General features: G+C 76.6%; 21 protein-coding genes and 1 riboswitch. Of the genes, 14 read left to right on the top strand and 7 right to left on the bottom strand.

Annotated features, from left to right (window positions below; genetic code table 11):
- Positions 1 to 4 precede the first annotated feature (4 nt).
- The 5 genes from BMZ33_RS11675 to BMZ33_RS11655 all read left to right on the top strand — a co-directional run bounded on the left by BMZ33_RS11675 (position 5) and on the right by BMZ33_RS11655 (position 3,992).
- Positions 5 to 817, top strand: a complete 813-nt coding sequence (locus BMZ33_RS11675) for a carotenoid biosynthesis protein (protein ID WP_091110351.1) — start codon at positions 5 to 7, stop codon at positions 815 to 817.
- Complete coding sequence (locus BMZ33_RS11670) at positions 814 to 1,911, top strand: glycosyltransferase family 2 protein (RefSeq protein ID WP_091110348.1); 1,098 nt, start codon at positions 814 to 816, stop codon at positions 1,909 to 1,911. The genes BMZ33_RS11675 and BMZ33_RS11670 overlap by 4 nt, the downstream gene beginning before the upstream one ends.
- Positions 1,912 to 1,929: 18 nt before the next feature.
- Positions 1,930 to 2,586 carry a flavin reductase family protein gene (locus BMZ33_RS11665; protein WP_169064197.1) on the top strand — a complete coding sequence of 219 codons (657 nt, stop codon included), beginning with the start codon at positions 1,930 to 1,932 and terminating at the stop codon, positions 2,584 to 2,586.
- A gap of 251 nt (positions 2,587 to 2,837) precedes the next feature.
- Positions 2,838 to 3,407 carry a cupin domain-containing protein gene (locus tag BMZ33_RS11660; RefSeq protein WP_169064196.1) on the top strand — a complete coding sequence of 190 codons (570 nt, stop codon included), beginning with the start codon at positions 2,838 to 2,840 and terminating at the stop codon, positions 3,405 to 3,407.
- Positions 3,408 to 3,638: 231 nt separating this feature from the next.
- The gene (locus tag BMZ33_RS11655; protein WP_091110343.1) at positions 3,639 to 3,992 is read left to right on the top strand and encodes a hypothetical protein; all 354 of its coding nucleotides are present in this window, start codon (positions 3,639 to 3,641) and stop codon (positions 3,990 to 3,992) included.
- Between the two features lie 271 nt (positions 3,993 to 4,263).
- Here BMZ33_RS11655 and BMZ33_RS11650 read toward each other — a convergent pair whose 3' ends face one another.
- The gene (locus BMZ33_RS11650; protein WP_091110340.1) at positions 4,264 to 5,238 is read right to left on the bottom strand and encodes a carbohydrate kinase family protein; all 975 of its coding nucleotides are present in this window, start codon (positions 5,236 to 5,238) and stop codon (positions 4,264 to 4,266) included.
- Positions 5,239 to 5,420: 182 nt separating this feature from the next.
- Here BMZ33_RS11650 and BMZ33_RS11645 point away from each other — a divergent pair, with 182 nt between their 5' ends.
- Positions 5,421 to 5,639, top strand: coding sequence for a hypothetical protein (locus BMZ33_RS11645; protein ID WP_091110338.1), 219 nt, complete (start codon positions 5,421 to 5,423; stop codon positions 5,637 to 5,639).
- A 10-nt stretch (positions 5,640 to 5,649) separates the two neighbouring features.
- Here the strand turns inward: BMZ33_RS11645 and BMZ33_RS11640 are convergent, their stop codons facing one another.
- A complete protein-coding gene (locus tag BMZ33_RS11640; RefSeq protein WP_091110336.1) occupies positions 5,650 to 6,345 on the bottom strand; it encodes a CDP-alcohol phosphatidyltransferase family protein in 696 nt (231 codons plus the stop codon).
- Between the two features lie 47 nt (positions 6,346 to 6,392).
- Here BMZ33_RS11640 and BMZ33_RS11635 point away from each other — a divergent pair, with 47 nt between their 5' ends.
- A complete protein-coding gene (locus BMZ33_RS11635) occupies positions 6,393 to 7,202 on the top strand; it encodes a lipase family alpha/beta hydrolase (RefSeq protein ID WP_091110333.1) in 810 nt (269 codons plus the stop codon).
- Between the two features lie 99 nt (positions 7,203 to 7,301).
- On the opposite strand, the gene BMZ33_RS11630 is transcribed toward BMZ33_RS11635, so the two are convergent.
- Genes BMZ33_RS11630 through BMZ33_RS11620 form a run of 3 tightly spaced genes read right to left on the bottom strand, consistent with a single transcriptional unit; the run spans position 7,302 to position 10,128 of the window.
- Entirely contained in the window at positions 7,302 to 8,114 is an 813-nt protein-coding gene (locus BMZ33_RS11630; protein ID WP_091110330.1) for an ABC transporter permease, read from the bottom strand.
- Positions 8,111 to 9,028, bottom strand: a complete 918-nt coding sequence (locus tag BMZ33_RS11625; protein WP_169064195.1) for an ABC transporter ATP-binding protein — start codon at positions 9,026 to 9,028, stop codon at positions 8,111 to 8,113. The genes BMZ33_RS11630 and BMZ33_RS11625 overlap by 4 nt, the downstream gene beginning before the upstream one ends.
- Positions 9,025 to 10,128, bottom strand: a complete 1,104-nt coding sequence (locus BMZ33_RS11620; protein WP_091110327.1) for a transcriptional regulator — start codon at positions 10,126 to 10,128, stop codon at positions 9,025 to 9,027. Before BMZ33_RS11620 ends, BMZ33_RS11625 begins: the two co-directional genes overlap by 4 nt.
- Positions 10,129 to 10,208: 80 nt before the next feature.
- Here BMZ33_RS11620 and BMZ33_RS11615 point away from each other — a divergent pair, with 80 nt between their 5' ends.
- On the top strand, positions 10,209 to 10,850 hold the full coding sequence (locus tag BMZ33_RS11615) for a hypothetical protein (protein WP_091110323.1): 642 nt from the start codon (positions 10,209 to 10,211) through the stop codon (positions 10,848 to 10,850).
- 13 nt (positions 10,851 to 10,863) lie between these two features.
- On the opposite strand, the gene metF is transcribed toward BMZ33_RS11615, so the two are convergent.
- Positions 10,864 to 11,787 carry a methylenetetrahydrofolate reductase [NAD(P)H] gene (gene metF, locus BMZ33_RS11610; RefSeq protein WP_091110321.1) on the bottom strand — a complete coding sequence of 308 codons (924 nt, stop codon included), beginning with the start codon at positions 11,785 to 11,787 and terminating at the stop codon, positions 10,864 to 10,866.
- 188 nt (positions 11,788 to 11,975) lie between these two features.
- On the opposite strand from metF, the gene BMZ33_RS11605 reads away from it, so the two are divergent.
- From BMZ33_RS11605 to BMZ33_RS11595, 3 genes are read left to right on the top strand one after another with little or no spacing between them, the layout of a single operon-like run.
- Entirely contained in the window at positions 11,976 to 13,079 is a 1,104-nt protein-coding gene (locus tag BMZ33_RS11605; protein ID WP_169064194.1) for a polyprenyl synthetase family protein, read from the top strand.
- 1 nt (position 13,080) lies between these two features.
- Positions 13,081 to 14,571, top strand: a complete 1,491-nt coding sequence (crtI, locus tag BMZ33_RS11600; RefSeq protein ID WP_091110317.1) for a phytoene desaturase family protein — start codon at positions 13,081 to 13,083, stop codon at positions 14,569 to 14,571.
- Positions 14,568 to 15,491 carry a phytoene/squalene synthase family protein gene (locus tag BMZ33_RS11595; protein ID WP_091110314.1) on the top strand — a complete coding sequence of 308 codons (924 nt, stop codon included), beginning with the start codon at positions 14,568 to 14,570 and terminating at the stop codon, positions 15,489 to 15,491. Before crtI ends, BMZ33_RS11595 begins: the two co-directional genes overlap by 4 nt.
- On the opposite strand, the gene BMZ33_RS11590 is transcribed toward BMZ33_RS11595, so the two are convergent.
- Positions 15,488 to 15,826 carry an Rv2175c family DNA-binding protein gene (locus BMZ33_RS11590; RefSeq protein WP_169064193.1) on the bottom strand — a complete coding sequence of 113 codons (339 nt, stop codon included), beginning with the start codon at positions 15,824 to 15,826 and terminating at the stop codon, positions 15,488 to 15,490. The two genes, BMZ33_RS11595 and BMZ33_RS11590, sit on opposite strands and share 4 nt — an antisense overlap.
- Positions 15,827 to 15,879: 53 nt before the next feature.
- A riboswitch (ZMP/ZTP riboswitch) is annotated at positions 15,880 to 15,963 on the top strand.
- A 26-nt stretch (positions 15,964 to 15,989) separates the two neighbouring features.
- On the opposite strand from BMZ33_RS11590, the gene BMZ33_RS11585 reads away from it, so the two are divergent.
- The 3 genes from BMZ33_RS11585 (at position 15,990) to BMZ33_RS11575 (ending at position 20,521) form a co-directional block, all read left to right on the top strand.
- Entirely contained in the window at positions 15,990 to 17,447 is a 1,458-nt protein-coding gene (locus BMZ33_RS11585) for a glycine hydroxymethyltransferase (protein WP_091110312.1), read from the top strand.
- A gap of 198 nt (positions 17,448 to 17,645) precedes the next feature.
- The gene (pknB, locus tag BMZ33_RS11580) at positions 17,646 to 19,640 is read left to right on the top strand and encodes a Stk1 family PASTA domain-containing Ser/Thr kinase (protein WP_091110310.1); all 1,995 of its coding nucleotides are present in this window, start codon (positions 17,646 to 17,648) and stop codon (positions 19,638 to 19,640) included.
- Positions 19,637 to 20,521, top strand: a complete 885-nt coding sequence (locus BMZ33_RS11575; RefSeq protein ID WP_091110308.1) for a deoxyribonuclease IV — start codon at positions 19,637 to 19,639, stop codon at positions 20,519 to 20,521. Before pknB ends, BMZ33_RS11575 begins: the two co-directional genes overlap by 4 nt.
- Positions 20,522 to 20,642 lie beyond the last annotated feature (121 nt).

Raw genomic sequence — 20,642 nt, 5'->3', positions numbered from 1 at the left:
CCCGATGAGCTCGGTGACGGCGGCCGCCCGGCGGGCCGCGGCACCGGCCGCGCGGCTGCCGCTGGTCCTCGCCGTCGCGGTCGTCCTGGCCGCGATCGCCTACCCGCTCACCGACGGCGGCGGCCGCGACGCGGTGTCCTGGACGATCGTGCTGCTGGGCTCGGCGGTGTCGGTGACCTCGGCCGCCGTGGCGCACGGCCCGCGCACCGGGCTGTCGGTGCTCGGCCTGGTGGCGGCCACCGCGGTGGTGTTCGAGTCGGTCGGGGTGGCCACCGGCTTCCCCTACGGCCCCTACGCCTACAGCGACGTGCTGGGCCCCACGCTGCTCGGCGTCCCGTTCCTGGTGCCGCTGGCCTGGCTGATGATGGCCTGGCCGAGCTGGGTGCTGGCCCGGCTGCTCACCCGGCGCGTGCGGCCCGGGCGGCAGCGGCCCGCGCGCGTCGTCGTCGCGGCCGCGGTGTTCGCCGCGTGGGACGTGGTGCTCGACCCGCAGCTGGTGCAGGCCGGCTACTGGACGTGGGCGCGCCCGCAGCCGGGCCTGCCCGGCATCGACACCGTGCCGCTGACCAACCTCGCCGGCTGGCTGCTGGCCGGCCTGGTGCTCATGACGCTGCTCGACCTGGTGGTCGCCCGCACCGCGCTGCCCGGGGGCCGGCGCACCGGCGACGCCGCCCCGCTGCTGGTACTCGGGTGGATGACCCTCGGTGGCGCGCTGGCGCACGCGGCCTTCCTCGACCTGCCCGGCTCCGCGGCCTGGGGCGCGGCCCTGGCGGTGCCGGTGCTGGTGACGCTGGCCGTGCAGGCCCGCCGTCCGTGAGCGGCCCGGTCGTCCGGGTCCTGTCCGGCCTGGCGGTCGCGGGCGCCGCGCACGCCGCGGTCAACGCCCGGCTGCTGCGCCGGGCCCCGGCCGACCCGCCGGCGGTGGCCCGGCCGGTCACCGTCGTCGTCCCGGTGCGCGACGAGGAGGCCGCGGTCGGCGGCTGCCTGTCCGCCGTCCTCGCCTCGCGGGGGGTGCCCGACCTGCGGGTGGTCGTGGTCGACGACGGCTCCACCGACGGCACGGCCGCCGTCGTCCGCGGGATCGGCGACCCGCGGGTGCGGCTGCTGACCGCCCCGCCACCGCCTGACGGCTGGCTGGGCAAGCCGCACGCCTGCTGGGTGGGCGCGCAGACGGCCGATGACGGCGTGCTGGTGTTCGTCGACGCCGACGTCCGGCTGGCGCCGGGCGCGCTCGCCGCAGCGGCCTGGCTGCTCGACGCGCACGGTCTGGACCTGGTCTCGCCCTGGCCGCGGCCGGTGGCGGTGTCGGCGGCCGAGCGGCTGGTGCAGCCGCTGTCGCCCTGGCTGTGGCTGACCACGCTGCCGCTGCGGGCCGCCGAGCGCTCGCCGCGGCCGTCGCTGACCGCCGCCAACGGCCAGTTCCTGGCGCTGACCCGCCGCGGCTACCTGCGCGCCCGCGGGCACGCCGCGGTGCGCGACCAGGTGGTGGAGGACGTCGCGCTGGCGCGGGCGGTCAAACGCGCGGGCGGCCGCGCCGTCCCCGCCGCCGGCGCCGACCTGGCCACCTGCCGGATGTACGACGGCTGGACGGCGATGCGCGGGGGCTACGGCAAGTCGCTGTGGTCCTCGGTCGGCGGGTCGCCGGCCGCGGGGCTGGGCGCCGCCGCGGTGCTCACCGCCGTCGGGGTCGTGCCGGCGCTGGCCGCGCTGGGCGGCTCGCGCGCGGGGCTGGCCGGCTACCTGGCCGGGGTGGCCGGGCGGGCGGTGAGTGCGGCTGTCACCGGGAGCCGGGTGTGGCCGGACGCGCTGGCCCACCCGGTGTCGCTGCTGGCGCTCGACGTGCTGCTGGCCGGGTCGGTGCGCGGGCACCGGCGGGGCACCCTCACCTGGCGCGGGCGCGCGGTCGGCTGACGCGGGCGAGGATGGGGCGTGACCTCGGCCGACTCCCCTGCCCGCACGACCTTCGACCCCGCGGCGATGAAGCCGTCGGACTTCTACCGGGTCGTCAACTCGGTCGTCGTCCCCCGGCCGATCGCGTGGGTGTGCAGCCGTTCGGCCGAGGGCGTGCACAACCTGGCGCCGCACTCCTTCTACACGGTCGCCTGCGTCAAGCCGCCGGTCGTGCAGTTCACCTCGGTGGGCCGCAAGGACTCGCTGACCAACGTCGAGGCCACCGGCGACTTCACCGTCAACCTGGTGCCCGAGGAGCTGTTCGAGCAGGCCAACGCCACCGGCACCGACTTCCCGCCCGACCAGAGCGAGGCCGAGCACACCGGCGTCCGGCTCGAGCCCAGCGAGAAGGTGGCCGCGCTGCGGGTGGCGCAGTCCCCGGTCGCCATCGAGTGCACGCTGCACTCGACGCTGCGGCTGGGTGACAGCACGGTCGTCTTCGGGCGGGTCGAGTGGATCAGCGTGTGGGAGTCCGCCGTCCGCGACGGCCGGCCGCGCATCGAGGAGCTGCGGCCGCTGGCCCGGCTCGGCGGCAACGAGTGGTCGACGATCGGCGAGGTGCGCACCATCCCGCGCATCCCCTACACGACGTGGGCGCAGGACCCCTCGATCGGCGAGCAGGTCCGGGGCAGCTAGGAGCTGTCCTGCGGATCGTGTGCGCCGTCGGTGCTGCCGCCGTCCGCGACCGACTCGAGGGCGCCGACGCCACCCCACGCCTCAGCCGGAGCAGCCCGTCCGGCCTCGTACCGGGCCGACGCCGGGACGTCCGACCCGGGGCGGCGCGGGGCGACGATCGGCACGGCCCGCGCGGAGCCGGGGCTTCCGGCCCGGGCCGGATCGGTCGAGCATGGGCGCGGTCGGCGTCATGGCACCGGACCCACCTGCCGGTGCAGCGCCGCGCCGGAGGAGGACCCATGGGTGTTCGGGTACGTCACGTGGTCACCGGTCATGACGCCGAGGGCAGGTCGGTCGTCGTGTCCGACGAGGCGACGCCCGCGATCGAGGTCGGAGCCGTCCCCGGCGCGCAGTTCTACCCGGTGTGGGGCACCGCAGACGGGACCACCACCGTCGGCACCGGGGCTCCGGACGCCGAGGTCTTCCCGTTCTTCCCCGGCGTGGGCGGCACCCGGTTCCTGCTCCTGCGCTTCGCCCCGGAGTCCTCCGCTCCGTCACCGACCGGCTCAGCGGACGATCTCTCGGCAGAGGTCGAGGAGAAGCTGCCCGGGTTGATCGGAGCGTTCGAACCGGACGCCCCCGGCATGCACACCACCGACACCATCGACTACGGCCTGTGCGTCGAAGGCGAGATGTGGCTCGAGCTCGACGACGGCCAGGAGGTGCACCTCACTCCCGGCACCTGCGTCGTGCAGCGTGGCACCCGCCACGCGTGGCACAACCGCAGCGACGAGCCGGCGCTGATGGCGTACGTCATCGTCGGCGCCGGCCGGGAGTCCTGACCCGACCACCCGACGACCGGAGGACCGGAGGACCGCCAGCAGGCGAGCCGGCCGGCTCGGCGGCGTCCCCACACGCTCGAGTCCGCGTCGGACGACACTCCTCGACGTGCAGCCGGGGGCGTGGAGAGCGCTGCCGGCCTCTCCAGGTGAGGCCGGGCCTCCCGAGGCGTGCACGGAGGTCCAGCCTGAGCGGTCCGGCACCAGGCGTGCTGACCGGTGAGGACGGCGGCCATGGGACGGGCCGTGAGGGAACACGAGGACATCCCGCGCGCCGTCGCGGGCCTGAGCTGGGTCCTGCTCCTCTTCGGACTCCTCTACCTCATCGCCGCGGCAGCTCCGGACAGCGGCATGTACTGGGACGTCGAGCGGCAGTCGACGACTGCGTGGATCGGCATCGGCTCGCTGACCACGGCTGTGCCCGTGGGAGTGGTGGCCCTCGTCCTGGATCGACACCACCGTGTCCGCGACTACGCCCCCGGGGAGTCCCGCGCCGGGATCCGGCACCCGGTCGCGCTCGCCGCTGCTCTCGCCTCCGCCGCCCTCACAGCGCTGGTCCTCACCGTCATCGTGGCGCGCGCCTCCTGAGCCGGTGTCCATCGCACCGTCCCCCGGCGGTCGCCGACGACACCGGTACCGCACGACGTGTGTCGAGCCCCCCGGCGCTGAGGCCGCACACCGGGCTCTTCCTCCTGTCGTCCGACAGGCCGCCTCGAAGGACACCAGTATCGGCGCACAGGATCCGCAGGACGGTGCGCCGGCCACGGGGCCGGAGGCTCGCGGTCGGGACGCCGTGGCAGGGCTCAGCGCGACGCGGGGACGCCACGTGGCCCCGGCGCGGTCCGGCAGGGCCGCGGCGTCACGGCAGGAACGCGGCGACCTCGTCGGCGGCCGCGCGGCCGAAGGCGTCGGCGAAGCGGTCGAGGAAGGGCTCGCGGCGCAGCTCGTACTCCTGCGTGCCGACCACCTCGACCGCCTCGGTGGCCACCGCGGAGCCCAGCTGCGTCGCCCGCTCCAGTCCCAGCCCCCACGCGCGGCCGGCGATGAACCCGGCACGGAAGGCGTCCCCGCCGCCGGTGGGCTCCACCGGCTTGGTCTCGGGCACGGCGATGACCTCGATCGTGTCGGTGCCGGCCTGCCGCACCCGCACGCCCTGCGCGGCGCGGGTGGTCACCCAGGTGCCCACGCGCGCGAGGACCTCCTCGTCGGTCCAGCCGGTCTTCTGCAGCAGCAGCGCCGACTCGTACTCGTTGGTGAACAGCAGCTCGGCGCCGTCGACCAGGTCGCGGATCATCTCGCCGTCGGCCCAGGCCAGCTGCTGGCTGGGGTCGGCGGCGAAGGCGGTCCCGCGCTCCCGGCACTCGCGGGTGTGCCGCACCATCGCCGTCGGGTCGTTGGGGCCGACGACGACGAGGTCGGGCTCCCCGACCCGCGCGCACACCGGAGCCAGCTCGATCTGCCCCGCCTCGCTCATCGCGCCCGAGTAGAAGGAGGCGATCTGGTTGTTCACCGCGTCGGTGGTGCACACGAAGCGGGCGGTGTGCTTGAGCTCCGACCAGCGCACGTCCCGGGTGTCGACGCCGTGGCGGGTCAGCCAGGCCTCGTAGTCGGCGAAGTCGCTGCCGACCGAGCCGACCAGCACCGGCGCGAGCCCCAGCAGGCCGAGGCCGTAGGCCATGTTGGCGCCGGCACCGCCGCGGTGCTGGATGAGGTCGTCGACGAGGAAGGACAGCGAGACGTTCTCCATCTGGCCCTCGACGAACTGGTCGGTGAACCGGCCGGGGAAGGTCATCAGGTGGTCGGTGGCGATGGAGCCGGTGACGACGACGGGCACGGGGGCTCCTCGGGACGGCGGGGGGCGGCGGCGGGAGGGTGGGGGGACCGCGGCCGCGACGGCGGCGCACGCCCACCCTAGGCAGCGCCTCTGCTCGCGCACACCCCGGCGTGTGGCCGCGAGACGGGCACGTCCGCGGTGGTCCACCGCCGACCGCGTGCGTTCGTCCGCCCGGACGGGCGGTGTCCGAGCCGGTCCGCCGGGGGTGGTGGCAGCGCCCGGCCGTCCGGACCCGGACGGCGACCCTCGACGTGGAGGTCGGCATGGCGGAGAAGAGCGGCAAGGGCAGCGACACGGCGGAGAAGGCGAACGCCAAGGCGGAGGCGGAGGGCGAGGAGGACCCCCGCAAGAGCTCGGCCGCCCAGAGCGAGCTGGGCGAGAGGGGCGGCAGGACGTCCTGAACGGGTCGTCTCAGCGCGGCGGCTGGTCCTCCAGCGCGCGGCGCAGGGAGAACCCGAGCTGCGCGGTGCCCACCACCCCGAGCAGCGAGCCGACGGCGGCTCCCGCGGTCACCACGGCCGCGGGGACGTCGCCGACGCCGGCCACCCCGGTGAGCCCGGCCGCGGCGACGACGCCGGCCCCGCCCACGGTGAACCCGGTCATGACCACCCGGGTGGGCCGCTCCCACACCGAGATCGAGCCGGTCTCGGCCACCCCGGCCTGCCCGGCGCGGGCGCGCAGGTAGTCGGGCAGCCAGCACAGCGCGCCGAACAGCGCGGCCAGCCACCCCGGCGCCCCGGCGACCCAGAGGGTGACCGCGTAGCCGGCCTCGGTGAGCCGGTCGACGGCGGAGTCGAGGACGTAGCCGCGCCGCGACGCCCGCCCACCGGCCAGCGCCAGCGCGCCGTCCAGCGAGTCGAGCAGGCCCGAGAGCCCGACCAGCAGGCCCGCGGCGACCAGCCACGCGCCGCCGGCCAGCGCCGGGCCGACGGCGGCCAGGGCCACCAGCAGGCCGAGCGCGGTGGCCCCGAGCGGGGGCAGCCAGGCCACCGAGCGGGCCAGCGTGTAGGCCAGTGTCAGCCAGCCGTGCACCAGCCGGCTGCTCGCCGGGTCGGTGCCGCCGTGCCACCGCGACCACTCGGCGAGGTACTCGTCGCGGCTCAGCACGCGCGCAGTCTCCCGCAGCCGCCGGCCGCACCGGGGACAGTGGGGAGGTGCTCGCCGGCCTCTCCCCCGCCCGCCGCCGCCTGGTCCTGGTCCTGGTGGCGCTGGTCGTCGTCGCCCTCGCCGCCGCGACGGCGCTGCTGGTCGTGCGCGGGACGGACGCCGCGGCGCCGGCCGACCCGGTGTCCCAGGAGGAGCCCGGGCCGGTGCTGCTGGTGCCGGGCTACGGCGGCAACGCGGGGTCGCTGGCGTCGCTGGCCCAGCGGCTGACCGCCGAGGGCCGCGACGCCACCGTCGTCGACGTCCCCGAGGGCGGCACCGGCGACCTCGCCCTCTCCGCCGCCGCGCTCGACGCCGCGGCCGGCGCGGCGCTGGAGCGCACCGGCGCCGGCAGCGTCGACGTCGTCGGCTACTCGGCCGGCGGCGTGATCGCGCGGGTGTGGGCCGCCGACGGCGGGGCCGGCGTCGCCCGGCGGGTCCTCACCCTCGGCTCCCCGCACCACGGCACCACGCTGGCCGACCTCGCCGAGCGAGTGGCCCCGGCCCAGTGCCCGGAGGCCTGCCGGCAGCTGACCACCGGCAGCCCGCTGCTGGGCGACCTCAACGCCGACGACGAGACGCCCGAGGGGCCCACCTGGGTGTCGATCTGGACGACGCAGGACGAGACGGTGACCCCGCCGGACTCCGCCCGCCTCGAGGGCGCGCTCAACCTGACCGTGCAGTCGGTGTGCGCGCAGGCGCGGGTGGCCCACGGCCAGCTGCCGCGCGACCCGCTGGTGCAGGCGATGGTGCTGGCCGAGCTCGCGGCCGGGGACCCGGTCGAGCTCGGCCCCGCCGACTGCGCCCGCCTCGGCGGCTGAGGGGACGGGCCCCGACCAGCGGATGGGCCTCCCTGCCCCCACCGCTCGCAGGCTCACAGCGGGACCCTGCAGGGAGGCCGCGCACGGGCCGCAGGACGGTCAGCTGGTGATGTCCTTGGTGGTGAAGTTCGCCCACGCCGCGGTGAGCAGCACGCCCACGTAGACGCCCTGCAGCGCCAGCCCGCGGACCACGTCGCGCCACAGGACCGGGTCGCGGAAGAGGTCGACGAAGGCCAGCCAGTAGCGCGTGGGCAGGTACGGCGCGATCGGCGAGGCCGCGTCGAGGGTGAACAGCAGCGAGGAGGTCACCAGCACGGCCAGCGCCCCCAGGGCGGCGGCCAGCGGCGAGTCGGTGAGCGTGGAGAAGAACAGGCCGAAGGCGGCGACCCCCAGCATCGACACCGCGACGTAGCCGATCGCCAGCAGCGTGCGCCCGGCCAGCTGCTCGGCCGTGAGCGAGGTGCCCGACACCGACGTCCCGGCCGCCGCCGGCTGCGCGTCGAACAGCAGCGTGCCCACCAGGTAGCCGACCGCGGCGACCACCACGACCGTCACCAGGACGAAGGCGAGGACGGCGACCAGCTTGGCCACCAGCAGCCGGGTGCGGCCGACCGGGCGGGCGAGCAGGTAGCGCAGCGTGCCGGCCTGCGCCTCCCCGGCGACGGCGTCCCCGCTGACCACCGCGACGGCGATCGGCAGGAACAGCGGCAGCACGATCGCCAGCGCCGCCAGCGGGTACAGCTGCCCGTTGGTGAGGACGGCGGACAGGAACGGCGGCCCCTCCCCCGGCCGCGGCGCCAGGTCGGTGATCCGCAGCAGCACCGCCACCAGCACCGGCAGCGCGTTGAGGACGGCGATCGTCGTCCAGGTGCGCGGCCGGCCGAAGGTCTTGCGCAGCTCGACGCCGATCACGACCGCTCCACCCGGTCGGTGCTGGCGCCCGCGGCCGCCAGCACCACCTCCTCCAGGGTCGGCCGCTGCAGCGCCAGCCCGCGCACCGGCACGCCCGCGCCCACCAGCAGCGCGTTGACCTCCGCCGGGTCCGCCCCGCGCACGACCACCCGGCCCCCGTCGGCCGCCAGCACCCGCCCGTCGAGCACCGCGCGCACCCGCTCGGGCACGGGGGTGTCGACGACGGTGGCGCCGGTGGGCGCGGTGAGCGTGGCCAGCTGGTCCTGCAGCACCAGCCGGCCGCGGTCGAGCACGCCCACCCGGGTGCACAGCTGCTCGACCTCGGCCAGCAGGTGGCTGGAGAGGAAGACCGTCGTCCCGCCGCGGTGCAGGTCGAGCAGCAGCTCGCGGACCTCGTGGATGCCCTGCGGGTCCAGGCCGTTGGTCGGCTCGTCGAGCACCAGCAGCTCCGGGCGGCGCAGCAGCGCACCGGCCAGGCCGAGGCGCTGCCGCATGCCGAGGGAGTAGGCGCCCACCGGACGCCGGCCGACCCCGCCGAGGCCGACCTGGTCGAGCACCTCGGCGACCCGCCGCCTGCGGTCGCGGCGCCGCCCACCCGGGCCGGCGGCGTCGAGGAGCGCGAGGTTGGCCGCGCCGGAGAGGTGCCGGTGGTGCGCGGGTCCCTCGATGAGCGCGCCGACCCGGGGCAGCACCCGCCGGCCGGCCCGCGGCATCCGGCCGCCGAGCAGCTCGACCTCGCCGCGGGTGGGCAGCACCAGGCCGAGCAGCATCCGCACCGTCGTCGTCTTGCCCGAGCCGTTGGCGCCGAGGAAGCCGTAGACGTCGCCGGCGCGGACGTCGAGGTCGATGCCGTCGACCGCGCGCACCCGGCCGTACTGCTTGACCAGCCCGCGGGTGACGACCACGGAGGTCACGACGGCGCTCCGGTGAGCGCCGCGGCGGCGCCGGCGAGCGCGTCGGGGGTGACCGTGCCGACGAGCAGGTAGGCGCCGCTGCGGGGCGGCTCGACGAGCACCAGCCCGAGCGGGCCGGCGGCGATGCGGGTGCCGAGCTCGTCGCGGACGGCGCCGGGCGCCGCGGCCAGCGTCGAGCGCAGGCCCGCGGCGAGGCGGCCGGGCAGCGGGGCGACCGCCAGCAGGGTCACGCCGCTGCCGTAGAGACCCACCGTGGCCGGCGCACCGTCCACCTCGCGCCGGGCGAGGCCGGCCAGCTCGGCGGGGAGCCGGACCGGGGACAGCTCCCGGTCGGCCGCCTCGCGCAGCAGGCCCCCGGTGTCCTCGCCGGGCAGCACCCGGGCGTCGGCCGGCGGGGTGAACGCGACGACGCCGGCCGGCGGGGTGGTGAGGTCCAGGTCGAGGAAGCGGGTGTCGAGCGCGGGCACGGTCGCACCGTCGGCGACCACCTCCACGGCCAGGGGCAGCCCCGTGCCGCCGTCGACCCACACGTCCACGCGGGCCACCGACGCGGCGGGCGCGGCCGGCACCAGCCGCACGCCGAGCGCGTCGCGGCCGGCCACCCGGCGGGCGCCGATGCGGGACAGCTCGTCGTCGGCGGCCTCCGACAGCAGCCGGCGGCCGAGGGCGGCGGGCACGAGGTCGGGCGGGGCGGGCAGCGCCAGGGCGGCCAGGGCGTCACGGCGGGCGGTGGCCGACTCGAACTCCCAGGTCCAGGCGCCGCCGGCGTCGGTGTGCACGCCGGTCTCGCCCGCGGCGCTCACCACGTCGACGCGGTGCTCGTCGGGCCCGCGCCACCAGACGCGCATCGCCGTCCGGTCGCTGAGCAGGTCGGCGACCCCGGGCAGCTGGTCGCTCACCGGCAGGCTCAGCCCGCCGGCGGACACCGCGTACCCGGAGAAGGCCACCCCGGCGCTGGCCGCGACGGCGTCGCGCAGGTCGGCGGCCGGGACGTCGGCGTCGTCGGCCGGCAGCGCGCCGACCACGGCGGGCAGCGCCAGCAGGACGGCGAGCAGCGCGGTGACGACCGCCCAGCGGCGCGCCCGCCCGTGTCCCGACATGCGCGCCACGGTACGAGCGCCGCGACGCGGGGGTCCCCCGGCGGCGGGTGTGCGCAGGTCGACGCGGGTATGCGCGGGTCATGGCCCCTCCCCTGAGCGACGCGGTGGTCGTCGACGTCCTGCGCCGGCTCGACCGGCTGACCGCTCCCCTCGTGCAGCGGCTGGGCCGCCCGCCGGAGCTGCCCGCCGCCCAGCGCGACGACTGGTGGGCCGAGCGGGTCTCCCGCGTGGCCGCCGTGGCCGGCGGCCTGCCGCGGCTGGCCGGCCGGCTGGCCGACCTGCTCCCGCTGCAGAACACCGTGGGGACGGCGGTGCAGTCGCTGGTCGTCCTCGGGGTGGCCGGCGAGCACGGCGTCGTCGACCCCGCCGAGCGGGTGTCGCTGCTCTCCCGGGTGCTGCTGGCCCGCGAGCTGCCCGCCGAGCGGGTGCGCCCCCTGCTCGAGCGGGTGCGCGGCACCTACACCGAGGCGGCGCTGGGGGTGCGCGAGGACCGCGCCGGGCTGCGCGGCGCCGCGCGCACCGTGTGGCGGGCCGCCCGGCTGCTCAGCCGGATCGACGAGGCGCTCGACGCCCGGCCGAAGGGCCGTCTCGGCGCCCGCGCGCTGGCCAACCTGCCGCTGGTCGGCGTGTTGGGCGGCTACGCCGCCGAGCGGGAGGCGCTGCGGCGGGCGGCCCGGCGCACCGCGGAGCTGCTGGAGGCCGGCGGCCCGGTCACGGTCTAGCCGGGCGGCAGGGCTAGGAGGCCGCCAGCGTCGAGGGCACCGACGTGCCGGTGCCGGTGAGGTTGGTGAAGACCTCGCGGGTCGCCGTCGACCGGTTCATGGTGATGAAGTGGATGCCGGGCACGCCCTCGTCCAGCAGCCGCCGGCACATCGCCGTCGCCACCTCCACGCCGTAGGCGCGCACCGCCGCCTTGGCCTCGGGCGCGTCGCCGTCGAGCTCGGCGAAGCGGGCGGCCAGCTCCTCGGGGAACGCCTGGCCCGACAGCTGCACGATGCGGGTGATCTGCCGGGCGTTGGTCACCGGCATCACCCCGGCGACCACGGGGACGTCGCAGCCGTGGGCGGCCACCCGGTCGCGCAGCCGCAGGTAGTCCTCCACCCGGAAGAACATCTGGGTGATCGCGAAGTCGGCGCCGGCGCGGCACTTGCGCACGAACATCTCGACGTCGGTGTCGAAGTCCGGTGAGCGCGGGTGCCGCTCGGGGAAGGCGGCGACGCCGACGGAGAAGTCGCCCATCGAGCGGATCAGCTCGACCAGCTCCGAGGCGTACTCCAGCCCCTCGGGGTGGCGCACCCAGTCGGCCTGCGGGTCGGCACCGGGCGGGTCGCCGCGCAGCGCCAGCAGGTTGCGCACCCCCGCGGCGGCCAGCCGGCTGACCACGTTCCGCAGCTCGGCGACCGAGTGGTCGACGGCGGTCAGGTGCGCCAGCGGGGTCATCGTGGTCTCGGCGGCGATCCGCTCGGTGACCGCGACCGTGCCCTCGCGGGTGGAGCCGCCGGCGCCGTAGGTCACCGACACGAACGACGGCTGCAGCCGCTCCAGCTGGCGCAGCGCCGTCCACAGCTGGGCCTCGCCCTCGGGCGTCTTGGCGGGGAAGAACTCGAACGACCAGGTGGGCCGCGACGAGGCGAGCAGCTCGCGGACGCTTCGGGTCACGGGTCCCGAGGGTACGTGCGGGACACGCCGCTCCCCCGCATCCGTCCGGGCGTTCCCGGGAGAAGCAGGTCCGGAGTGCTCTCCCGACGACGACTGGAGGTCCCGTGGGCAGGAACCCGGGCAGGACGCGCACGACTCGATGGGGCGATACTGGCCGGGTGATCACCGGGGCGGGACAGCAGCAGTCCGTGGTCCGCCCCCTGGCGCCCCCGCTCGCGGCCGCCGACCTGGGGCGCGTCCGCGGCGCGGTGGCGGCCGCGCTCACCGGCTTCCTCGAGGAGCAGCGCACCACGCTGGCCGGCATGGACCCGGTGCTCGAGCCGGTGGTCGACGAGGTGTGCGCGCTGGCCGACGGCGGCAAGCGGCTGCGCCCGGCCTTCGCCTACTGGGGCTGGCGCGGGGTCACCGAGGACGTCAGCGGCCCGGGCGAGGACGACGCCGCGGTGCTGCGCGCGGTCGCCGCCCTGGAGTTCGTGCACGCCAGCGCCCTCGTGCACGACGACGTCATGGACGGCGCGCTCACCCGCCGCGGCCGGCCGGCGACGCACGTGGGGTTCGCCGTGCGGCACGGCGACGGCGGCCTGTCCGGCGACGGCGGGACCTTCGGCGTCGGCGCGGCGATCCTCGTCGGTGACCTCGCGCTGGTCTGGTCCGACGAGCTGCTGCGCCGCTCCGGCATCAGCGCCGCCGCCCTGGCCCGCGCCCGCTCGGTGTGGGACACGATGCGGACCGAGGTCACCGCCGGGCAGTACCTCGACCTGCTGCGCGCCGCGGGCGGCCTGCCCGGAGCCCAGGGCGCGCTGACCGTGGCCCGCTACAAGAGCGCCGGTTACACCGTGCAGCGGCCGCTGCAGCTCGGCGCCGCGATCGCCGGCGCCGGCCCGCGCGCGGCCGACGTCTACACCGCGATCGGGCTGCCGCTGGGTGAGGCGTTCCAGCTGCGCGACGACGTCCTCGGCGTGTTCGGCGACCCGTCGGTGACCGGCAAGTCCGCCGACGACGACCTGCGCGAGGGCAAGCAGACGCTGCTCATCGCGCTGGCCGAGGAGGAGGCCGACGAGCAGGGCCGGCAGCTGCTGCGCACCTGCCTGGGCAACCCCGACTGCGGGACCGAGCAGCTCGACGCGCTGCGCCGCCTCATCGAGGACACCGGCGCCCGCGCCCGGGTGGAGGAGCGGATCGCCGAGCGGACCGCCACCGCGCGCACCGCGATCGCCGACGCGCCGATCGCCGTCGAGGCCGGTGCCGCCCTCGACGCCCTCGCCGTCGCCGCGACCTCGCGCACCGCCTGACGTGCGCACCGTCCCCGGACGCACCGACCGCGTCGTCGTCGTCGGCGCCGGCCTCGCGGGCCTCGCGACGGCACTGCGGCTGCGCGGCGCCGGCCGCGAGGTGACCGTCGTCGACCGCGGCGGGGGCCCCGGCGGGCGCGCCGGCGTCGTCGCGCGCGACGGCTACGTGCTCGACACCGGACCCTCGGTGTTCACCGCGCCCGAGCTGGTGGCCGACACGCTGGCCGCCGTCGGCGAGAAGCTGGAGGACCGGCTCGAGCTGGTGCCCCTGGAGACGACCTACCGCGCGCAGTTCGCCGACGGCTCCGCCCTCGACGTGCACGCCGACGTCGACCGCTTCGCCGCCGAGGTCGAGGCGCTGGCCGGCCCGGCCGAGGCGGCCGCGCTGCGCCGCTACCTCGCCGACCTGGCCGAGCTGTACCGGCTGCAGATGGACACCTTCATCGACCGCAACCTCGACACCCCGCTCGACCTGCTCGGCCCGGAGCTCTGGGCGCTGGTCCGCCGGGGCGGGTTCGGGCGGCTGTCGAGCCACGTGGCGCGCTCCTTCACCGACGACCGGCTGCGGCGGCTGTTCAGCTTCCAGGCGCTCTACGCCGGCGTCTCCCCGTTCCGGGCGATCGCGGCCTACGCCGTGATCGCCCAGCTCGACATCGGCGCCGGCGTCTGGCACCCGGTCGGCGGGATCGGCGCCGTCCCCCGCGCGATGGCCGCCGCGGCCGCCGACGCCGGGGTGGTGTTCCGCTACGGCGCGACCGTCGAGGAGCTCGAGCTGCGCGGGCGTCGGGTGACCGGGGTGTGCCTCGCGGGCGGGGAGCGGCTGGCCGCCGACGCCGTCGTCGTCACCACCGACGTCCCCGAGCGGCTGGTCCCCGGCGTCGCGCGGCGCCGCCGGCCGGTGTACTCGCCCTCGTGCGTGACCCTGCACCTGGGCGTGCGGCACGAGCTGCCGGGGCAGGCGCACCACACCATCTCCTTCGGCGCGGCCTGGCAGCAGGTGTTCGACGAGCTGACCCGCGACGGCCGGCCGATGAGCGACCCGAGTCTGCTGGTGAGCTCGCCCTCGCTCACCGACCGGTCGCTGGCCCCCGACGGCGGGCAGGTGCTCAGCGTCGTGGCGCCGGCACCGAACCTCGACCCGCACAGCGGCGGCAACCCCGGCATCGACTGGGACGCGCTGCTCCCCCGCTACCGCGACGAGGTGCTGGGGGTGCTCGAGGCCCGCGGCTGGACGGGCCTGACCGACGCGATCGAGGTGGAGCACGTGGACACCCCGCTGACCTGGGCGCGGCAGGGCATGGCCGCCGGCACGCCCTTCGCCCTGGCGCACACCTTCGGCCAGACCGGCCCGTTCCGGACACCGACGCTGCCCCGCCGCGGCCCGGAGAACGTGGTGCTGGCCGGCTCGTCGGTGCAGCCCGGCGTCGGCGTCCCGATGGTGGTGATCTCCGGCCGGCTGGCCGCCGAGCGGATCACCGGGCCGCTGCGGTGACGGCGACCGAGCGGCCGCTGACCCAGGCGGAGCGGCAGGAGCGGCTCGACGCCGCCTACCGGTTCTGCGCCGCGGTCAACGCCGAGCACGGCAAGAGCTACCACCTGGCCACCCGGCTGCTCACCGCCGACCGCCGTCCGGCGGTCCACGCGCTCTACGCGGCCGCGCGCACCGCCGACGACCTCGTCGACCACCCCGGCGCCGACCCCGAGGCCGACCTGGCCGACTGGTCGCGGGCGCTGCTCGCCGAGCTGGAGGCCGGCTGGTCCGACGACCCGGTGCGGCTGGCCACCGTGCACACCTACCGCCGGTACCGGATCCCGGTGGAGCACCTGGTCGACTTCCTCGCCGCGATGACCAGCGACCTCACCGTCACCGGCTACGCCGACATGGCCGCGTTGGACCGGTACATGTGGGGCTCGGCGTCGGTGATCGGCCTGCAGGTGCTGCCGGTGCTCGGCACCGCCCGCGGCGTGCCGCAGGAGGAGGCCGCGCCGCACGCCATCGCGCTGGGCGAGGCGTTCCAGCTGACCAACTTCCTCCGCGACGTCGCCGAGGACGTCGACCGCGGGCGGGTGTACCTGCCCGCCGACGTCATGGCCGCGCACGGCGTGACCCGCGAGCAGCTCGAGGCCAGGCGCCACGACGCCCGCTTCCGCGCCCTGATGCAGGAGATGGTCGCGATCGTGCGCCGCCGCTACGACGACGCAGCGCCCGGGACGCCGATGCTCGCGCCGGAGTCGCGGGACTGCGTGCGGGCGGCGACCGCGCTGTACGGCGGCATCCTCACCGAGATCGAGCGGGCCGACTACCGGGTGCTCGACCGGCGGGTGACGGTGTCCAAGCCGCGGCGGCTCGGGATCTTCGCCCGCCGCCTCGCCCGCGCCCAGGCGGTGCGCCTCGGGACACGACGCAGTTAGAAGGCCAGGGCCTGGGCGCGGCGGGTGACCTCGGTGTGCCGGTCGCTGCGCAGCGCCTCGACCGGGGTGCCGGGCAGCGAGTCGTCGGGGCGGAAGAGCCACTCGAAGACCTCGGCGTCGCTGAACCCGCCGTCCTGGAGCACGGTGATCAGCCCGGGCAGGTGCTTGAGGACCGCGCCGTCCTGCAGGAAGTCGGCGGGGATCCGGCTGTTGCCGCTACCCGGGACGGCGAGCAGCTTGTGCTCGCGCAGCAGCTGGCGGACCCGGTTGGGCGAGGTCCCGAGGACCGCGGCCACCTCCTGCGGGGTCATCGTCTGCAGGCTGTCGACGTCCATGGATCCGAGCCTAGGTCGCCCCCCGGACCCGCCGCCGGAGCGGGCTAGGATCGGGTCCGGGCCGTGACTGGCGCATCGAGGTGGGGCACCACCGGGGAGCGGCCTGCACTCCCCCGCCGGGCGCCTGGGCAGAGCCGACCACCGACCGCGCAGGAGCCCACCCATGACCGACGTGACCCCCTCCTTCGACGCCGCCACCGCCTCGGCCGCCTACCGCAGCGCGCTGCAGGTCATCGCCGAGGTCGAGCCCCGCGTCGCCGAGGCGATCGGCGCCGAGCTCGCCGACCAGCGTGACTCGCTGAAGCTGATCGCCAGCGAGAACTACGCCAGCCCCGCCGTGCTGCTGACCATGGGCAACTGGTTCAGCGACAAGTACGCCGAGGGCACCGTCGGGCACCGCTTCTACGCCGGCTGCCAGAACGTCGACACCGTCGAGGCGCTCGCCGCCGAGCACGCCCGCGAGCTGTTCGGCGCCCCCTACGCCTACGTCCAGCCGCACTCGGGCATCGACGCCAACCTGGTCGCCTTCTGGGCCGTGCTCGCCCAGCGGGTCGAGGCACCCGCGCTGCAGGCGGCCGGGGCCCGGCACGTCAACGACCTCACCGACGAGGACTGGGCGGCGCTGCGGCACGCGCTCGGCGACCAGCGGATGCTCGGCATGAGCCTGGACGCCGGCGGCCACCTGACCCACGGCTTCCGCCCGAACATCAGCGGCAAGATGTTCGCCCAGTCCTCCTACGGCACCGACCCCGCGACCGGGCTGCTCGACTACGACGCCGTCGCCGCCCGCGCCCGCGAGTTCCGCCCGCTGATCCTCATGGCCGGCTACTCCGCCTACCCGCGCAAGGTCGACTTCGCCAGGATGCGGGAGATCGCCGACGAGGTCGGCGCGACGCTCATCGTCGACATGAGCCACTTCGCCGGCCTGGTGGCCGGGAAGGTCTTCACCGGCGACTTCGACCCGGTGCCGCACGCCCACGTCGTCACCAGCACCAGCCACAAGTCGCTGCGCGGCCCCCGCGGCGGGTTCGTGCTGGCCCAGCCCGAGTACGCCGACGCCGTCGACCGCGGCTGCCCGATGGTGCTCGGCGGCCCGCTGCCGCACGTCATGGCGGCCAAGGCGGTCGCGTTCGCCGAGGCCCGCCGTCCGCAGTTCACCGCGTACGCACAGGCCGTCGTCGACAACGCCGTCTCCCTGGCCGACGGGCTGACCCGCCGCGGCGCCCGGCTGGTCACCGGGGGCACCGAGAACCACATCGTGCTGCTCGACGTCTCCGGTTACGGGCTGACCGGCCGGCAGGCGGAGTCGGCGCTGCTGGACGCCGGCATCGTCACCAACCGCAACGCGATCCCGGCCGACGCGAACGGCGCCTGGTACACCTCCGGCGTCCGGCTGGGCACCCCGGCGCTGACCACCCGGGGCTTCGGCGCGGCCGAGTTCGACCGCACCGCCGAGCTGATCGTCGACGTGCTGTCCAACACCACCCCGACGTCGACGCGGGACGGGTCCCCCTCGAAGGCGAAGTACGTCGTCGACGGCGGCCTGGCCGACAAGACGCGCGCCGCGGCCGCCGAGCTGGTCGCCACCCACCCGCTCTACCCGGGCCTCGAGCTGTCCTGAGCGCCGCCGCGCGGTGACCAGGTGACCTGATCACCGAGTGTCCTACCCGACGTCCCGGGGTCAGGTAGGACGCTGCACGATCAGGTCACCTGGTCATCACCGCCCCTGCCGTGACCGGTGTGACGGGAGGGTGGCAGGGGCTCACCGACCCCGCGTGTGCGGTCGGAACCGGCGACCTGCGCTCCTACACTCGGGCCCGTGGACACCGCCGTGACCGACCCCGTGGTCGGCCTGGTCCTCGAGGGGCGATACCGCCTCGAGGAGCGGCTGGCGCGTGGCGGCATGTCCACCGTCTACGCCGCCACCGACCTGCGGCTGCACCGCACGGTCGCGGTCAAGGTGATGGCCGAGCACCTCGCGCACGACCCGACGTTCGTCAGCCGGTTCACCCGCGAGGCGCGGGCGGCGGCCATGCTCAGCCACCCCAACGTCGTCTCGGTCAGCGACCAGGGCAGCGACCAGGGGCTGGTCTTCCTGGTCATGGAGCTCGTCCGCGGCCGCACCCTGCGCGACCTGCTGCAGGCGCGCGGCCGGCTCACCGTCGCCGAGGCGTTCGCCGTCCTCGAGCCGGTGCTCGCCGGGCTGACCGCCGCGCACCGCGCCGGGATCGTGCACCGCGACGTCAAGCCCGAGAACGTGCTGATCGGCCACGACGGCACCGTCAAGGTCGCCGACTTCGGCCTGGCCCGCGCGCTGACCGGCACCGGCCAGACCAGCCACACCGGCGGCGTGCTCATCGGCACGGTCGCCTACCTCTCCCCCGAGCAGCTCGAGCGCGGCCGCGCCGACGCGCGCAGCGACGTGTACGCCGCGGGGCTGGTGCTGTTCGAGATGCTCACCGGCCACCCGCCCTACGGCGGCGACACCCCGCTGGCGGTCGCCTACCAGCACGTGCACCACGACGTCCCCGTGCCGTCGGAGGAGGTGCCCGGCGTGCCGTGGCAGGTCGACGAGCTGGTGACGCGGACGACGCGCCGCGAGCCCGCCGTCCGCCCGCTGGACGCCGGTGCCTTCCTCGCCGACCTCGAGGACGTGCGCACCGACCTCGGCCTGGCCCGCGTGCCGGTGCCCACCGGCCGCAGCTCCGCCGGCCCCGGCACCATCCGCCCCACCAACCGGCCCGCGCGGCCGCGCCACCCGAGCGACCCCGGCCCCGGCGACCCGGGCACCGAGGTGCTCGGTGCCGGGCGCTCCTCCCGCGGCCGGGGGACCAACATGCTGCCCGGCATGGGCGCCGGCCCCACCACCGACGTCGCCGGACGGCGACCCGCACCGCCGCACACCCGTCCCGGCGTGCCGCAGCACATCCGCCGCCGCCGCGCCCGGCTGGCCGTCGCCGTCGTCCTGCTCCTGGCGGTCACCGTCGGCGCGATCGGCTGGTGGCTGGGCTCGGGCCGCTGGACGACGGTGCCCTCGCTGGAGGGTGCCGACCGCGCGACCGCCGTCGACCTGCTGCAGCAGGCGGGGCTGGACCCGGTGTTCGCCGACGAGCAGTTCAGCGAGACCGTCCCCGAGGGGCAGGTCATCTCCGCCGACCCCGACGACGGCGAGGCCATCCGCAACTCCGACGTCGAGCTGGTCGTCTCCAGGGGTCCCGAGCGGTTCACCGTCGCCCCCGAGCTGGTCGGCCGTCCGCTGGAGGAGGTGCAGGCCGAGCTCGCCGAGACGGTGCCCTGGCAGGCCACCGTCCAGGAGGACTACGACGACGACGTCCCCGTGGGGTCGGTCACCGGCTTCGAGCCCGACGCCGGCACCGAGCTGGCCCGCGACACCCCGCTGACGGTGTACGTCAGCCGTGGCCCGGCGCCGGTCCCGGTGCCCGATGTGGTCGGCCAGAGCCCGGACGCCGCGCGGACCAACCTGGAGTCCCTGGGCTTCACCGTCGCCCGCACCGACGGCCGCAGCGCCGACGTCGGCACCGGCCAGGTCATGGCGGTCAGCCCGACGCCGGGCGAGGAGGCGCCCTTCGGCGCCGAGGTGACCATCCAGGTCTCCATCGGGCTGCCGCAGGTCGAGGTGCCCGACGTGACCGGGATGAGCGAGCGCGAGGCGGTCGCGGCGCTGGACGCCGCGGGCCTGACCCACAGCACCTCGACGTTCATCACCGGCGACCGCGTGTACCGCCAGAACCCGGCACCCGGCACGGTCGTCGACGTCCGCACCGAGGTCAGCCTGCTGCTGAGCTTCGGGTGACGGCGACCCCCGTCGGAGCCCACGTCCAGGTGGCCGGGGGCCTGGCCACCGGCGGGCTGCGCTACACCGACGACGTCGGCGCCGAGGCCGTGCAGGTCTTCGTCGGGAACCCGCGCGGCTGGCGGCGCAGCGCCGGCGACCCCGCGCAGGACGCCGCCTTCGTCGAGGGCCTGGCCGAGCGCGGCGTCCCGTCGTTCGTGCACACGCCGTTCCTGGTCAACGTCGGCTCCCCCACGCCGGCCACCGTCGACCGCTCCGTCGAGACGATCGCCGCCGACCTCGCCCGCGGCGTCCAGCTGGGCGTGCGCGGCGTCGTCGTGCACGCGGGGTCGGCGGTGGACGAGGACCGCTACGAGGCTGCCCTGCGCCAGCTGCGGGAGCGGCTGCTGCCGGTCCTCGACGCGCTGCCCGACGACGGCCCGCGGCTGCTCGTCGAGCCGACGGCCGGCGGCGGGCGCTCGCTGGCGGCCACCGTGGAGGACCTCGGCCCCTACCTCGCCGCGCTGGACGCGCACCCGAAGGTGGGCGTCTGCCTGGACACCTGCCACGCGTGGGCCGCCGGGCACGACCTGGCCGCCCCCGGCGGGACGACGGCGACGCTGGACGCGCTGGAGGCCGCCGTCGGCCCCGGGCGGCTCGGGCTGGTGCACGCCAACGACTCCCTCGACGGGCGCGGCTCCCGGCGGGACCGGCACACCACCATCGGCGCGGGGTCGATCGGCGTGGCCGCCTTCGCCGAGCTGCTGGCCCACCCGTCGGTGGCCGGGGTGCCGGTCGTCGTCGAGACGCCCAGCGCCGACCGCGGCCACGCCCGCGACATCGCCCTGCTCCGCGCCCTCCGCGACGGCCGCCCCGCCGACGGGATCCCGTCGGCCGCCTGACCGGCGCGCCCGGCGGCCGGCGACACGCGGTCTCACGCTGGGAACACGCGTCCTGACTTGCAGTGAGCTACGGCACCGCGTTGGGTCGCATCTGCCCGCGGTCACCCGGCCGCGGGGAGCT

Source organism: Geodermatophilus dictyosporus (assembly GCF_900115505.1).
In the GTDB taxonomy this organism is placed as follows: Bacteria; Actinomycetota; Actinomycetes; order Mycobacteriales; family Geodermatophilaceae; genus Geodermatophilus; species Geodermatophilus dictyosporus.
Note: the sequence above shows the minus strand (reverse complement) of the source record. Positions and strands in the feature narration are given on the sequence as shown.